Origin of the sequence: Stieleria sp., assembly GCF_041595215.1 — a bacterium.
In the GTDB taxonomy this organism is placed as follows: Bacteria; Planctomycetota; Planctomycetia; order Pirellulales; family Pirellulaceae; genus Stieleria; species Stieleria magnilauensis.
Window position 1 is genome coordinate 1 of sequence record NZ_JBFHKV010000053.1, and the last position, 16,141, is coordinate 16,141.

At 60.4% G+C, this 16,141-nt stretch carries 13 protein-coding genes; 7 read left to right on the forward strand and 6 right to left on the reverse strand.

Translation table 11 applies throughout. From position 1 onward, the window contains the following. Positions 1–90: 90 nt before the first annotated feature. From ABX749_RS03665 to ABX749_RS03690, 6 genes are all read right to left on the reverse strand, one after another. On the reverse strand, positions 91–837 hold the full coding sequence (locus tag ABX749_RS03665; protein ID WP_372894811.1) for a YebC/PmpR family DNA-binding transcriptional regulator: 747 nt from the start codon (positions 835–837) through the stop codon (positions 91–93). A gap of 42 nt (positions 838–879) precedes the next feature. Continuing rightward, positions 880–2,013, reverse strand: coding sequence for a hypothetical protein (locus ABX749_RS03670; protein ID WP_372894812.1), 1,134 nt, complete (start codon positions 2,011–2,013; stop codon positions 880–882). 109 nt (positions 2,014–2,122) lie between these two features. After that, positions 2,123–2,569 (reverse strand): 30S ribosome-binding factor RbfA, encoded by a 447-nt coding sequence (gene rbfA / locus ABX749_RS03675; RefSeq protein WP_145208828.1) that lies wholly within the window; start codon positions 2,567–2,569, stop codon positions 2,123–2,125. A gap of 101 nt (positions 2,570–2,670) precedes the next feature. Next, positions 2,671–5,421, reverse strand: coding sequence for a translation initiation factor IF-2 (infB, locus tag ABX749_RS03680; protein ID WP_372894813.1), 2,751 nt, complete (start codon positions 5,419–5,421; stop codon positions 2,671–2,673). Between the two features lie 713 nt (positions 5,422–6,134). After that, positions 6,135–7,607 (reverse strand): transcription termination factor NusA, encoded by a 1,473-nt coding sequence (gene nusA / locus ABX749_RS03685; RefSeq protein ID WP_372894814.1) that lies wholly within the window; start codon positions 7,605–7,607, stop codon positions 6,135–6,137. Positions 7,608–7,758: 151 nt separating this feature from the next. Then, on the reverse strand, positions 7,759–8,649 hold the full coding sequence (locus ABX749_RS03690) for a hypothetical protein (RefSeq protein WP_372894815.1): 891 nt from the start codon (positions 8,647–8,649) through the stop codon (positions 7,759–7,761). 542 nt (positions 8,650–9,191) lie between these two features. On the opposite strand from ABX749_RS03690, the gene ABX749_RS03695 reads away from it, so the two are divergent. From ABX749_RS03695 to ABX749_RS03725, 7 genes are all read left to right on the forward strand, one after another. Beyond that, the gene (locus ABX749_RS03695; RefSeq protein ID WP_372894816.1) at positions 9,192–9,620 is read left to right on the forward strand and encodes a type II secretion system protein; all 429 of its coding nucleotides are present in this window, start codon (positions 9,192–9,194) and stop codon (positions 9,618–9,620) included. A gap of 82 nt (positions 9,621–9,702) precedes the next feature. Then, positions 9,703–10,194, forward strand: a complete 492-nt coding sequence (locus ABX749_RS03700) for a response regulator (protein WP_145208838.1) — start codon at positions 9,703–9,705, stop codon at positions 10,192–10,194. Continuing rightward, on the forward strand, positions 10,187–11,707 hold the full coding sequence (locus tag ABX749_RS03705; protein ID WP_372894817.1) for an ATP-binding protein: 1,521 nt from the start codon (positions 10,187–10,189) through the stop codon (positions 11,705–11,707). Before ABX749_RS03700 ends, ABX749_RS03705 begins: the two co-directional genes overlap by 8 nt. Before the next feature lie 16 nt (positions 11,708–11,723). Next, the gene (locus ABX749_RS03710) at positions 11,724–12,056 is read left to right on the forward strand and encodes an STAS domain-containing protein (protein WP_372894818.1); all 333 of its coding nucleotides are present in this window, start codon (positions 11,724–11,726) and stop codon (positions 12,054–12,056) included. Between the two features lie 18 nt (positions 12,057–12,074). Beyond that, on the forward strand, positions 12,075–13,910 hold the full coding sequence (locus tag ABX749_RS03715) for a GspE/PulE family protein (protein WP_145208845.1): 1,836 nt from the start codon (positions 12,075–12,077) through the stop codon (positions 13,908–13,910). 4 nt (positions 13,911–13,914) lie between these two features. Continuing rightward, on the forward strand, positions 13,915–15,174 hold the full coding sequence (locus ABX749_RS03720; RefSeq protein WP_372894819.1) for a type II secretion system F family protein: 1,260 nt from the start codon (positions 13,915–13,917) through the stop codon (positions 15,172–15,174). Positions 15,175–15,389: 215 nt separating this feature from the next. Beyond that, a partial coding sequence (locus ABX749_RS03725) for a hypothetical protein (protein ID WP_372894820.1) occupies positions 15,390–16,141 on the forward strand: 752 nt, incomplete at its 3' end.

The window sequence follows — 16,141 nt, forward strand, 5'->3', positions numbered from 1 at the left end:
AGGCGACGAGTCCTTGTCGATATGCCGATTACAGAGGACTCGTCGCCTCGTCCACTACCGCCTAGCCGAAAACCAAGGTGCGGCGAAATACTAGTCTTCGCTGACCATCTCGTCGGTGATGTTCAGATTGGTGCTAACGTTTTGCACGTCATCGTGGTCATCCAACTGCTCAAGCAACCGCATCGTTTTCTGTCCGGTGTCGGGATCGACATCGACGGTGGTTTGCGGGATCAGGGTGACTTGTTTGACTTCCATGGCCAATTCGGCTGCCTCGAAGGCGTCCGCGAGTGCATCGAATGCGTCCGGCGAACAGGTCACTTGCACTTTCCCATCGTCGGTCGCTTCGACGTCTTCGCCGCCGTGTTCGAGGGCGATTTCGGTGACGCGTTCTTCGTCGATCGATTCGGCATCGAAGACAAACAGGCCCTTTCGATCGAAGAGGTACGAGACGCAGCCCGTCTTGCCGAGTTCGCCACCGAGTTTGGAAAAGATGGAGCGTAATTCGGGAGCGGTCCGGTTGCGATTGTCGGTCAGGCTTTCGCACATGATCGCCACGCCGCCGGGGCCATAACCTTCATAGACGACTTCTTCGACGCGATCGCCGCCCAGTTCACCGGTACCGCGTTTGATCGCCCGAGTGATGTTGTCCTTGGGCATGCTGACGGCTTTGGCGTCATCGATCGCCTTGCGCAATTTGAAGTTTGCCGTCGGATCACCTCCGCCGCTCTGAGCGGCCATGATGATCGCCTTGCTCAACTTACTCCAAAGTTTACCGCGGGCGGCATCCACACGACCTTTGCGGTGCTGAATGTTCGCCCATTTCGAGTGACCTGCCATGACCGTGCTCGGAATCGAAGATTGAATGAGGGTTCGGAACGTCTAACGAGGCTTTCGTTTAGACAGTTTTCGGTTGGTGGATTTTTTGGTCGGCGTAGCCTTGGTGGCTGCGGACTTGGACGAACTGGCAGCCTTTTTGGACGTCTTCTTCGTCGTCGCGTCGGCGGATTCTTTGGCGTCGGTCTTTTTCGCCGTCACTTTTTTCTTGCCGGCTTCTTTCGTTTCAGCTGACTTGTCGGCGCTTTTTTTTTCCCCACTCGATTTCTTCGCACTTGCGGGCTTGGCTTTACTCGCGCCCGCCTCGGCGCTGGCCGCCTTCGCATCAGACTTCGACGTCTTGGTCTTTGCGGGTTCGGACTTCGCCGCACCCTTCTTCGCCGACTTTGCAGCCTTTGCCTGTTTGGCCGACTCGGCTTCCGCTTCCGCTTCTAGCTCCGCCGCCTTTTCATCGCGTCGACGCTTTTTGACACGCCGGATCGCGGCTTTCTTGCTCGCTTCCCACTCGTCGTATCGTTCCGAGGAACCCTTGGCGACGGCATCGATCAACGCACGGGCTTTCTTGTCGTTGTGGTCCATCAACAGATCGACGCCGGCCTGATGCAGCAGCGCGGAGAATTCGAGCGCCTTGTTCTTGGGGATCGCCCGTTCCAGGCCCGGGATTTTTCCGTCGGCGGCTTCGTTCTGCGATGCGATTCCGGTGGCCAACATGATCACCATGCCGGCGTAATCGACCGGAATGGAGTGGCCTCCCAAACCATGTTGGATGGTGTAGCTGAGCACGAACGGCGTCATGACGGGCATCGATTCGAATCGTGCAACCGCCTTGCCCAAGTTTTCTTTCTTGAGGTGATCGAGATCGAACGCGTAAAACTCTTCGAACACCGCTTGCAGGATTTCTTTCAATCGCCGCGCCGTCTTGGCCGGGTCGGGCATTCCCGAAAGCACCTGCGTCAGTTCCGTGACCGTGGTCACGCGGACTTCGTTCCAGTCGAAGAATTCCTGTTCGCACTTGGCCAGCCCTTCGTCGGCCAGATCGTAGGGTGCATCCTGAAGCAAACAGGCGTACAAGAGATGTTCGAGCAGCGGGCGAGAGGGTTGAGATGGTGGAAGCGTGTACTTCTTTTTCAGCTCGGTATGCAGCTTGGTAATCAGCTTGGCTCGGTTGCTTGCAGCCATCGTTTTTGTGGTTAGGGAAATTGTGTTTGCGGAAGTTGCGGCGTACGTTGAATCGCTGCGTCGCAGTCTTATCGGAGTGGAAGGTCTGGGTAGGTGCTGGCCGCGAGAATCACGAAGATTCTGTGACACCGCTGTCCGCAGCGGGGGGATCGCCGTCGACCGGCGTCACCTCGCCGTCGGGTTCATCAATCGCTGCCGGCGGATCGCCCTGTTGTTCACGGCGAATCTTGCCCAGCAACTCGCCGACGACCATGGCGTTTTCCATGCCTCGGTTGAGTTCAAACTGCAGGCGGGGCGTGTAGCGGGTGTCGATCCGGTTGGCGATCTTGGACTGCAGAAAACCGGCCGAGTTTTGCAACCCCCGCAACGAGAGTTGTTTCTGCGCTTCGTCTCCCATCACGCTGATCGAAACCGTGGCTTCGCGCATGTCGGGAGTCACTTCGACACCGATCACGGTCACGTCTTTGACGCGTGGATCTCTAATTTCGGTCAAGATAGCCGACGCGACGACCTCGCGGATCGCTTCGGCGGCTTTCAACATTCGACGACTGGTCACGATGAGCCTGAGCGGGGAATAAACGATAGAAACGGTAGCTGGACTTCTCGATCGACTCAGGCGCGGCAATCATCCCACGCCCTGGTCGATAGGGATCTGGATCAATCCAACGTTCGGGCCACTTCTTCGATTCGGTACGCTTCCAACACGTCATCCTGTTTGACGTCGTTGAAGCCTTGCAAACGAATCCCGCACTCCATTCCACGAGGCACTTCTTTGACGTCTTCTTTGATACGTCGCAGCGAATCCAGGCCATAATCGCCGATCGTTCGACCGTCGCGATTGACGCGGATTCGGCAACCGCGTTGGATGGAACCTTGCGCGACGTAGCAACCGGCGATCGTCCCGACGCGGCTGATCGAAAAGACTTGCTTGACGAGTGCCCGTCCGAGTTCGACGACGCGTTCTTCCGGTTTCAGCCGGCCTTCGATCATCGCCCGAATGTCATCGGTCAACTTGTAGATCACATCGTAACGGCGAATCTGGACGCCGCGTTCATCGGCCAACGAACGAGCCTGCTCGTCGGGAATCACGTTGAATCCCAGGATGACCGCCTCGGACGCACTGGCCAACGTCACATCGGCCAGGGTGATCCCGCCGACGCTGCGTTGCAGCACTTTGATCTCGACTTCGGGATGATCGAACTTGCTGAGTTCTTTGTCGATCGCTTCCAGCGAGCCTTTCACGTCGGCACGAATGATGACGTTCAGCTTGACTTTCTCGTCGCTGACGCCCAGTCGACCGCCTTGCAGCATCTCTTGGAAGTTCTCGAACGAAACCGCCGTGGTGTTACCTGAGAGCGATTGACGGCTGGACGCATCGGCACGGGTGGCCGCGATTTCGCGAGCGTCGGTGATGTCCTCCAGCACGTGGAACCGGTCGCCCGCACCTGGCGGCTCTTCCAATCCCATCACGTTGACTGGTGTGCTCGGCCCGGCTTCGGTGATCGCCTCGCCGGTCAGCGGATTACTCATCGCACGCACGCGACCGTAGGTCGGCCCGCACACCACGATATCGCCGACTCGCAGCGTTCCGTTTTGCACGACCAATTTGGCAACCACACCGCGGTCGCCCTGTTGCTCGGATTCCAGACAGACGCCCAACGCGTTGCGATCGGGGTTGGCCGAGTATTCGTTCAACTCCGCGATCGTCAGCAGCGTTTCGAGCAAGTCGTCCATGCCGGCACCGGTGATCGCACTGGTCGGCACGACTTCCACGTCGCCGCCCCACTCGCTGGGTGTCAACTGATGTTCGGTCAACTGCGTCATCACACGGTTTGCGTCGACGCCTTCCAGATCGATCTTGTTGAGCGCGACAACGATCGGCACCTCCGCCGCTTTGGCGTGGCTGATCGCCTCTTCGGTCTGTGGCATGATCCCGTCGTCGGCAGCCACCACCAGCACGGCGATGTCGGTGACGTTGGCACCACGCGCCCGCATTTCGGTGAACGCTTCGTGGCCCGGCGTATCGACAAACGTGATACTGCGGCCGTCTTTTTCAATTTCATACGCACGGATGTGCTGGGTGATCCCGCCGGCTTCGCCGCTGACCACGTTGATGCCGATCAAGTAGTCCAGCAGACTGGTTTTTCCGTGGTCGACGTGCCCCAGGAACGTCACGATCGGCGGTCGCGTCACGAGCGCTTCCGGATCGTCGGCCAGCTCTTCGATTTCCGTGATCAACTCGTCTTCGAGCGTCTCGGATTCTTTCAGCTGAAGCTCCAGATCCAACTCCGCGGCGATCAACTCGGCGGTTTCAAATTCCAATTCGGCGTTGATGTTGGCCATGATGCCCATGCCCATCATCGCCTTGAGCACTTGGGCGACACCGATACTGGCCGCTTCGGAGAAACTGCGGACGGTACACGGCAGCTCGATCTGGACCGGTTCCTTCCGCGGTGCGGCGGTGTTGGTCCCTTTGTGCTGCAAGGTTCGGCGTTGGCCGCGATTGTCGTCACGTCCGTACGACCGCGAGAAATCTCCGGATCGTCGGCGTTTGCCGCTGCGGTCTTGGCGGACGCCCGCCATGCCCGACAGGCCTTTCTTACGCGGCTTCTCTTCTTCTTCGACGCCCCGTTTGCCTTTCTCGGTGAACCCTGACAGGCCACCGCGTTTTCCGGCCGGCCGTTTCGATTCGTCGGACTCGGCGGCCAGCTTTTCCAGCGGCGCCTTCATCCCTTGTTTGTGACCGGCGATCAGATCAGGACTGAGCTTGATCTCCGGTTTCTGGGCCTTCTGCTCACCCTTGACCTTTGCCGGGATCTCCGGGGGTGCATCGGGCAGCGACGCCAGATTGACCGCAATCCGCGGCTCGCGACGCTTCGGCTTTGCCTCGCCCTTCTTTCCTTCGCCAGCGGCGCTGGCACGTTTATCCAACGAGCGGACACGTCCGGCGCCGGTATTGCCACGAACGGCCAGTGGACCGGCGGGGCGATCGGGCAGCGGAGACCGCACGGGAGCCGCGGGTCGCTCGGGCGAAGCGGGCTTGGCGGGTGGTGTTGAGTCGGGTTTTCGAGTCGGCGGTTCGGGCGGTCGCGCGGCCGGTTTCTCGGCGGCAGCGGGCTTGGACGCCGGCTGGGCCGGGGCTGCCGGTGACTTGGGCGAACTGGGCGAACCAGGTTCCTTGCCGCGGGCGATTCGCGCGGACAAACCACCGCTTCGCCGACTGGTCGCCGGAAGACGCACATCGGGCGCTTGGGCCGCTGCTTCTTCGCCGGCCGGAGCCTTCGGCTCTTCAACGGGCGGCAACGGAGCAGGCGCGCGGACTTTGGGTTCTGTCTTGGCGGGCGGCTTGGATTCCGACGGAGCCTTCGCTGCTCCGCCGCCAGCCTTGGAAGCGGGCTTCAGATTCACTGGCTTCCGTTCCGGGCGCACGGCCTCGCGGACGGCGACGGGCTTGCTTTCTTTGACTGCCGTCGCGGTTGAAGCCGGAGCGGGTGCTTTTGCCGTCTCTGCACCACCACTTAGATGATCGCGCACACGTTGGGCCTCGTCATCGGTTAGACTGGCAAGCGCCGAGCCCTTTCCGGTGATTCCAACTTTCTTAACGAGATCAACCAGATCTTTACTATCGAGATTAAGTTCTTTTGCGAGCGCGTAAATGCGTGCCACTGGGTCCAAATCCTGTCAAATTGGGCGGAACCTGCCATGCCTCTCGTGCATTGCATGCTTTTCTCATGGCGGCGTTCCAAATATTTTTCTGCAAAGGTCACATAAAAAGCTCCTCCATCGGCCGGGTATCAGCACACACCTTGGACGCCAGGCGTCAAGCATGCAACCGTACCAAGTATCCATCTGACGCGGTGAAAGGTTAGACCGCGATAGGATGAAACGGGGCAGACCGGGATGGTTTTCGTCTTTCAGTTAATGGTGGAGTCACGGCGAGCAAATCGCTGTGACCCGCGTTGGAAGCAAAGGATAGCGAAAAAACAAGTCTTCGCAGAGGTCTGACCTGGGGGCAAGAGTAGATTTCACTCGACTTTTTCCCCGGGCCACCGCTCGTGTGCCTCCACCAAGCGGTGTTTCGTGTCAGTCGAGCACACCCGCGACACGAAATCTGGCAATCGCTAGCCGTCCTGCTGCGACTTCACCTCCGACGCTTCGGAAGGCTCGGAGTCCACACCCCCCTCTGCGGGTGAGCCTCCTTCGTCCGCGACCGACTCGGCATCCTCGCCCCCCCCGGCGTCGGCCGCCACGGGTTCGGGTTCGGCTGCTGCTTCGGGTTCGGCTGCTGCTTCAGGTTCGGCTGCTGCTTCAGGTTCGGCTGCTGCTTCAGGTTCGGCTGCTGCTTCAGGTTCGGCTGGTGTTTCGGGTTCGACCACGCCGGCCGCTTCGGCTTCCTTGTGCAAGCGTTCCCGCTCACGACGAGCCTGGCGTTCTTGCGCCGCCGCCTCCTCGGCTTCCTCTGCCTTCTCCTCGGCAGTGTTGACGATCAAGTCGACTTGCTCCTCGGTCAGCCCGCTCATTTCCATGAAAGCGTCGGGCTCGATGACGGACAAATCATCATAAGACAAATAACCCTGCTCGACCAACACTTGAGAGATCTCGGGGGTCATGCCTTCGAGCTGGCTGAACGCCTCGACGGCGCGTTCGATCTGCTCTTCCAGCTCGCCGCCGGTCATGATTTCGATGTCCCAACCGCACAACTTGCTGGCCAGGCGAACGTTTTGGCCGCGTCGTCCGATGGCGAGCGACAACTGGTCTTCTTGGACCAACACGATCGCGCGGCCGATCATGTCGCACAACAAGACTTGTTCGACTTCGGCCGGCTGCAAGGCGTTGGGAATCAGCACCTCGGGGTCTTCGCTGTAACGGACGACGTCGATGTGTTCTCCGGCCAGTTCTTCCCGGACGGCTTTGATTCGGCTGCCGCGATAACCGACGCAAACCGCGATCGGATCGACCTGGCTGTCTTCGCTGCTGACGGCGACCTTGCTGCGGTAACCGGGTTCTCGGCTGATGGAGTTGATCGCGATCACCCCTTCGCTGAGCTCGGGGATTTCCTGTTCGAACAACCGCTGAACCAACTGGGGCCGAGTCCGACTGAGCACGACACGGACGCGGTTGCCGGTCGCTTTGACCTCAAACACGACCGCCCGCACACGTTCGCCGGCGTGCAGGGTCTCGCCAGGGATCTGTTCGCTGCGTGGCAGAATCGCTTCGACGTTACCGAGATTGACCGTCGCGACACCGCCATCGGCACGGCCGATGATTCCGGCGACGGTGTCTCCGATCTGTTCGCGATACTCTGCCATCAACGAATCACGTTCGGCCTCGCGGACCTTTTGGATGATCACTTGCTTGGCGGTTTGGGCACCGATTCGCCCGATTTGATCGTCGCCGAGCTGTTCGCCATCGAGGGTTGCTGCGATGCGTCCGTTTTCGCGATTCAGCTGGACCTGGATGTCAGCGTCTTCACCATACTGTCGTTTTGCAGCCGTCTGCAAAGCCGCCTCGATTGCCGAGAACACGAGTTCGGTGTCAATATTTTTTTCGCGATGGAGCGAATCGACATATCGCAGAATGTCTTGTGGGTTCATAGCGAGCGTCGCGGCATGCGCTGGTTGGGCGGAATCGGGCTTGGTTCAGGGCTTAAGCGAGCAATCGAGCACTGATCCTACGGCAAAAAATAAACCCGGACCTTTCGGCAGGACCGGGCAGTTGCGTGAACCAGTGCTGAGAAGTGTCAAGTTACTGATAGGGCCAACGAGTGTCAACCAAGACCGAGGGGCGCAATGCGATCGGGGTGACCGCATCAAAAACCCCTTCACCCGGCACCGAAACCCGAATTTTCAGTTGTCCGAAACTCGCCATCCCGATCGCCGACCATGCGGCAGGTCGACTTTGAGAGTCGCTCAACGCCGTCCGATCCTGGAATGCCGACGTGGTGTGGCGAATGATCCCACGCCGTGATGAGTGGAAGCCACCGGCCCGGCCGACTGCCGGATGGGATGTCGAGGGCCAACCGATCAACGGCGCGAGAGGCTTTTGCAACGGCAACCGAACGGTCGCCACCCCATCTTCGGCGAACGTCAACGGCACGTTCCATTGGATCGGTGTGATGTTGGCGTCGACATAGCCGGTGAAGTCGTGGGTCGGAAGCCGCGGCGTCAATTCAAATCGTGCCGTCGCCCGGCGGACCGTGACCGGCTGGTCATCGCTGCCCATCAGCATCACGCTCGCCAGCCAACCGTCGGGATCCGCATCGGAATCGAACTGGGCGATCTCGGCAGAGACGAAAGCAGACTTGGGACGCATCGACCGCGCCGGCTTGGCACGTTCCCGATGCGGCGAAGACGCCCGTTCGGCGGAGGCTCGTTTGACCAGCACCACACGATCACCGATCCGCATTTCGGTGTACTGGATTTCGGTGTACTGGGCCGCTTCATCCGGCCCCATGTCCTGGTCCGCGGTGATCACTTCGCTCGGTGACTCGGCTTCAGCCTGCGAAGCCGCTTCACTCGGTGGCGTGGCTTCGCTTTGCGGCGTGTCGGAAATCCCTTGGCCTTTGGTCCGCAGCGCGATGCTGGCCAACAGAATCGCAAAGATGATGATCCAGAGGGGGCGTTGGTTCTCGTTCAACGGACGTCTCGGCGGTGGTGTGTGGTGATCGAACATGATGCCCGAGACCATGAGCAACTCAGGGGCCAACCGAACGTTGACAGACCCAGATCGATTCCGCCGGTCGGCCCATTGGCGTGTGATGATTCCGGCCAAAAGCGGCCAAATCGTGGTTCGACGTGGTCCTCCATCGCAACGCCACCCATTTCGACGCCCTTCCGGTTGGCGTCGACCGTCGGCCAAACGAATGTTGCTCCGGCGGTGCACACGATGCGTTCGGGCATCATGCCGGTTCCCCCCGTGCAACGCCTGTCGCATGACCGCCACCGGCGATCAATCATAACGGTGGTGCCGATCGCACAGCGGCGGGACACTCTGCAGGGTGGCCGAAAAAATCAGAAATCGCACACCCACGTCATCATTGCGACAAACCCGTCCTAGTTTTCAGTGCGTCACCAAGCGAGCCAGAGCACGAAACACGATCTCACGGGGAGTCGAGTGCTGGATCGCCGCTCACCACACCCTGCTGACGCTTCAGCATTCAACCAAAAAGGCAAACGGACATGACACGCAAAAAGCGTCAAGGTTTTTCTCTGATCGAGATGGTCATCGTCATTCTCATCTTGGGCATCATCGCAGCAGTCGCAGCACCACGGATGTTCGATACCGCCGAACAAGCGGAAATCAACACCACCCGTCAGCAATTGGCAGTGCTTCGCAACGCGATCGAAATGTACCGAGCGCAAGAAGGCAGCTATCCGGCCGGCGGAGATCTTAAAACGGCAATGGCGGACATGCTCAATGGCCCGTTCCCGGAGCCCACGATCGGCCCGGTCCGAGGACTATCGGATGTCTACTACGACACCACCACGACTTCCGCGCCGGTCGTCCCGGCACCCGACGGCACCAGCGGCTGGGCTTACAAACCTCACAACGGCAGCTTGAAACTGAACCTGGATCCGGCCGGAACCGACATCGGCAAGGATTGGTAGACCGGGTCGCCGTCCAGGCAACCCATTCGTTTTGCTTTCCAGATTCACGACACCTGAGCCAGCCTTTTGAGACTGTCTGACTATGCCCACCACACCGACCGTACTGATCATCGAAGATGACCCCGTCTTTCGGCGGGTGTTGAGCTTTACGGTTGCCAAAAGTGGGCTCGCCGTGGAAACCTGTTGCGATGGCGAATCCGGCTATCAGCGTCTGCTGCAAGGCGGCATCGATTTCATCGTGACGGACTTTCAGATGCCCGGCTGCGGCGGTGTCGAACTGCTTCAGCGGCTCGACGAACTGTCCGATTACCAACGACCGCCGGCGATTCTCTGCACCGCCAAAGGGTTGGAACTTGACAGCGAAAAGTTGCGTCGAGATTTCCGACTCGCCTGCATCATGCACAAACCGTTTAGCCCGCGCAAATTGAGCGAGGTGATCCACCGACACCTCGAACAAGACGGCGGCGCGGATTCCGCTGCCAGTGTCAGGGCCGAACCCGAATTCCCCACCCTGCCGCCGTTGAGCCCGCTACCGGATATTTCTCAACCGTCCCAAGGCTGCGGAGATGCCTGATTCTCAATCGACAGCCGCGGTTGCCTCAGGCGAAGGCGCCTCCTCGGCGTCGGAGACCACCGCATCGTCACCGAATCCGAATGCCTCCGGCCGACTGCTGGTCACGACCAGGATCGGAATCCTGTTTTGCGTGACGGCATTGTGCGCGCTGCTGTGTGGCGTCGCGGCCAGCTCCCTTCCGCAACTGCGATCGTTCCAGTCCATCATGTGGGTGGCGACCGTCGCGGTTTGCTCGTTGAGCGGCTTGATGTCGATGCGATCGGTTCGCACGCTGCGGACCATCGAAACCGAATTGCTGCATAGCGGTGGCCAACCGGAACGTTGGAGAACGGTCCGCCCGATCATCGGCCAAGAAAAAATCACCGAGGCTTGGAACGAATTGCTGCGCGAAGCCGAATCGGGCTGCACCGCAAGCGACGAACGCCTTCCGGCCTCATTGGATCAAGAAGCGATCACGCTGGCCCGCGCCATGCGTGGGCTGCCGGCAGCCTGGGTGATCACGGACCTGGACGGCCGGCTGTTGTTCATCAGCCCACCGGCATGCAGCCTGTTCAGTCTCACCGAAGACGCCAACCACATCGGACGCGACCTGTTGGACTTGTTGGGATTGCGAGCCGGCGACGACTCGGTGATCGCCAAACGCCAACGTTTGCTCAGCAACGTGCGAATGATCCAAGAACGCCATCAAGTCACGATGGCCGGGGAACGCGTTCACCTCCGCATCGCTCGATCCAGACTCGACGGCCGCAGCGGTGACGGCGAAGGGATGGCCTGGATTCTCACCGACGTCACGCAGCAAGAACTGGCGACCAAATCTCGCGACCAATTTCTGTTGACCGCCACCCACGAACTGCGGACACCGCTGACCAACCTGCAAGCCTACGCCGAGGCGCTCGAGGCCGAAGACCAACTGGAAATCGATCAGCAAAAAGAGTTTTGTAACGTCATCGTTTCCGAAGCACATCGCTTGGGCCGCCTGGTCGACCAGTTGTTGACGGTTGGCCAAATGGAAGCCGGGTCGATGGTCGCCAACCGGCACGAGCTGGAACTGTTGCCGATGGTCGAATACGCCGCCGATCAGATGAAGGCCCAGGCCGAGCAGAAGCATCAACGACTGGTCACCGATTTCGCAGCCAAACTGCCGACCGTGTTCGGCGACCGCGACAAATTGCAGGCGGCGTTGGTCAACCTGGTCGGTAACGCCGTCAAATACACGCCGACGGCCGGCGAAATCATCGTCCGCTGCGGTGTCCAAGACGACTGGGTTCGAATCGACGTCCAGGACAACGGGCCGGGGATCGAAACCGAAGAACAAGACAAGGTGTTTGACAAGTTCTTCCGCGGCAGCAATGCGGCCAATAGCGAACTGCGCGGCAACGGATTGGGGTTGGCGTTTGCTCGCGAAGTCGCGCGGATGCACGGCGGCGAAGTCGAATTGGAAAGCGAAGTCGGTCGTGGGTCCACGTTCATGATGCGTCTGCCCATCGGCGGCCATTCGCGCAGCGGCATCTAAACAAAGGCGTCTCACCATGGCCCGACTTGATAAACACGGCAGCGTCTACGTCGTTCGTTCCGAAGGACCGCTTCGCGCCGAATCGATCGGCCCGATCGGAGAAATGATCGGCAGCAAACTGACCGGCGGTGTCCCCGCCATCGTCGTCGATTTCAGCGACACCCCGCTGATCGACAGCCGCGGATTGGAATGGCTGCTCGGACTCAGCGAAGAATGCTGCCGACGTGGCGGATGTTTGCGGCTGTGCAGTGTCGGCGAACTCTGCGACGACCTGTTGCGGATCACCGGTGTCGGAGCCCACATCGAAACGTTCCCCGATCTGACGACCGCCCTCGGCAGTTTTGCCTAACCGGAGGATTCGATAGCGATGAAAACGATTTCGAACCCGTCCTCCGACGCCGCCGGTCTCGGCCCGCCGCGGATCGTGCAACCGTCCCGCCGCCCCGGTGCCGAACACGGCGTGGTACCGCTGGGAAGCCGCTTGATCGAAGCCGGGTTGATCCGCGAAGACCAATTGGAAACCGCCTTGGCCCACCAGGCCAGCGAAGAAGACCGGTTGCAGGCCCTGGCCGCACAGGAGGGCACCGAATCGATCGGCCGCGTCAAACGGAAACACTTCAAACGACTCGGCGAAGTCGTGGCGGAACTGGGCTTGGTCGATGAGGCCAGCTTGCTGCCCATGCTCGGCGAACAACTGGGCGTCGAAGGCGTCAAGCTGCGCGAAGGGCTGATCGACCCGACCGCCGTGACGCTGATCCCCCGCGAAGAAGCCGAACGCTACCGCGTGCTGCCCTTGATGCGCGTCCGCGATGAGTTGACCGTCGCGATGGCCGACCCCCAGGATCTGGCAGCGATCGACGCGCTGAGCGACATCAGCGGATGCCGCATCCGACCAGTGCTGACCCTGGCCAGCGGCATCGAAAGGCTGCTGCCACGCTGCTACGAAGACGACTTCGCCGTCGATTCGGTGACCGCGGATCTGGACGTCGAACAACTGGAAATCGATGCCGAAACGATCGACTTGGACCTGCACGGCACGCAACAGTTGGCCGAAGGCAGCCCGGTCATCAACCTGGTCAACTACGCGATCATCCAGGCCGTTCGTCAAGGCGCCAGCGACATCCACATCGAAGCCGGCAAGAAGTTCACGTCGATCCGCTTTCGCATCGACGGCGCGCTCCGCGAAGTCATGAAACCGCGCAAAGAAATGCACGCAGCGATCGTTTCGCGGATCAAGGTCATGGCAAAGCTGGACATCGCCGAACACCGGCAACCCCAGGACGGGCGACTGCACGTGCGAATCAGCCGCCGCGATGTGGACCTCCGTGTCAGCACGCTCCCCACCGTGCTCGGCGAGAAAGTCGTGATGCGGGTGCTCGATCGCAATAGCGTCACCTTCGACCTCAATTCGCTCGGGCTGCCCAACACTTCGCTGACCTCCGTCCGCCGCATGCTCTCACGACCGCACGGTTTGGTGCTGGTGACCGGACCGACCGGCAGCGGTAAAACCACGACACTCTATTCGGCCATCGAACTGATCAAAGGCATCGAACGGAACGTGATCACCGTCGAAGATCCGGTCGAGTACCAACTGGAATTGATCAACCAGGTTCAAGTCGCCAAAGAAACCGGGATGACGTTTGCCCAAGCGCTGCGGAGCATCTTGCGGCAAGACCCCGACGTCATCATGGTCGGTGAAATCCGTGACCGCGAGACCGCCGAGACCGCGATCCAGGCGGCGCTGACCGGGCACCTGGTTCTGAGCACCTTGCACACCAATGACAGTGCCGCCGCGATCACGCGTTTGATGGACATGGGCATCGAGAGTTTCAAAATCGCCGCCAGCCTGGTCGGTGTGATCGCGCAGCGTTTGATGCGAAACCTGTGCCCGCATTGCAAGGAAACCTACTACCCGTCGACCAAGATGCTGGAAGAACTGCATTACGTCGGTGACCCGCGTCAGGGGTTTGCCCGCAGCCGTGGCTGTGGCGAGTGCTACGAGTCGGGCTATCGCGGCCGATCGGGCGTTTACGAGTTGTTCGAAATGAATCCTGACATTCGCACGCTGATCAACGACGGCGCGGACCTGGAAACTCTGCGTCGCTCTCGGACCGGCCCGTCGTTGCTGAGCGAAGGGATCGAATTGGCAAAGAACAAGGTGACCAGCTTGGAAGAGGTCGGACGCGTGGCACTGGTCGATTGAAATCATGAAGGCGTTCACCCCACTCCCTACCGTGCCGAGCGAACGAGAAGACCTGTCCGGTTTTCCCGCGCCGCCCTCGTCGTCCACACGCGGTGCACGCGGTTCGGCCGACACGGGGTATCGCGGAAACCGAAATCAGGCCGCCGGCCATTCCACCGGCCATTCCGCCGTCGTGGCGTTACCCTCGCCGGCTCGCCAAGCGGGATCCGGCGGAATCTTCCTGTTCCCGGTTTCGTCTTCGACGGTGTTATTGAGCTTGAACCAACTAGCCGTGATGAGTCAAAACGGTGTCGAGATCGCTGAAGCGGTCGGCCACGTCGCGGACCATTGCCAGGACCCGCGTCTGGCCGAGTCCCTCGATGCGATCCACCAGGCGCTCAGCGGGGGCAGCCGATTTTCCAGTGCCGTCGCGGCACACGGGCAATACTTTCCCGCCTCGTTGCCGCCAATGCTTGCCGCGGCCGAAGCGACCGGCGACGTCCCGCAAACCCTCGGCAACGTTGTCGAACGGATGCGAGGCGAATTGGAGATGCGGGCGTCGATCATCGGCGCGATGATCTATCCGGTGATCTTGATCGCCGCCGCCTCGGTCGTGATGACCGCACTGATTCTCGGTGTGCTGCCCCAATTCGGACGCGTGTTCGAATCCACCGGACGGCCCGTCCCGGCGTCGACACAATTCTTGTTGGACGTCGGCACCTTCGGTCGGGAGTACTGGATGGTTCTGTTTCCCGTCGGCATCGCCGGAATCGTAGCGCTGGTCATGCTCCGCAAGCACCCCTTGATCCAAGGACCGATCGGCAAACTGTTGCTGTACGCACCGATGATCAAAGATGCCTATCGCCCGTTGATCGCCGGTCGATACTTTCGCACCATCGCGGCGATGGTCCGCGGAGGCGTCCCGATGTTGCAAGCGGTGCGGCTGACTCGCGATACCGTGCAAGACCGTTCCTGGCACGATCTGCTCGATCGTGTCGAAGCCAACCTGATCGATGGGCTCAGCGCCAGCGACGCGTTGGCGACGGCAGACTTCCTGCCGACCGAAGCGACCCAGATGATGGCGACCGGCGAACGAACCGGGCGTGTCGCAGAAGTCCTCGACGACATCGGCCGCTTCTATGAACAGGAAGGCGGGCGAAAAATCAAACGGCTGGTCATCGCACTCGAACCGGTGATCATCCTGGTGATGGGTGTCTTTGTCGCCGGTATCGTGATGTCGGTGATGCTACCGTTGCTGGACGTTTCGACCATCCAGGGCGGCTGACGGATCCGAATCTGCCAATTGCAACGACAACACTAGTCCCCATCGCGTGTGGACTGGTTCGGCCCGGGCACACGGGCTTGCATTCGTTTGAACAGTCTGTCTCCGTGACGTACATCCATGGTGCCGAGTCTTGTGCGGATTCTGGGCCGGCCCTTCCACGATGCTTCCCTGTCATGACGTCCAACCAGTCTCTCACCTCGCAGATTCGGCCAAGCGTGAAACAGCGCGCGCCGGCGATGACGTTTTGGCGGCGATCGGGACAGTTTACGCAAAACGGCACGGCCTACATCGGCATCGACATCGGCGAACAAAACGTGCGAGTGGCGACACTCCGCTCGTCCACCCTTCCGTCCAACGAACACGCATGGGTCAGCCGTCATCAATTCGCACTGCCGACCGATCGCGACCAAGAGATGACGCCGCAGTGGTTGCAGGGAGTCCTGACGGCGATCAAACAGCGGCTGCCACGCTGTATCGAAGGGGAAACCAACGTCGCGGCCATCGCGTTGCCGATCGCCTGGACGCACTACCAAACCGTCGTCGGCAACGACATTCCCCAGATCCGTCAACGCTGCAGCGAAATGTTCGGCCAATCGGTGTTCCAAAGCGCCGCACACCTGTGCCATTGGCCGGTCGTGGGTGTCCATCACGGTCACCCCTGTGGAGACGATCAATACGTGATCGCCGCCACGGCAGAACGGACCGCCTGTCAGGTCACCGACATTGCCAGCGTCAATGGTTACAACGTTCAATCAATCCTACCGCACGGCGTCGCCCTGGCCCACGCCGCGGAATCCTTAACCGGCATCGATGCCCAAGCGGTGTTATGGCTCAGTCACGCCTCGGTGCTGATCGCGGTGCGTCACCAGACGGGCGTCGGATTGACGCGGACACTTCCTTCACTGCCCGAGCAGATCTTGGAATCGGACCAACCCGATCGGCCGCTCGATGCGCATGCCTTGCGTCC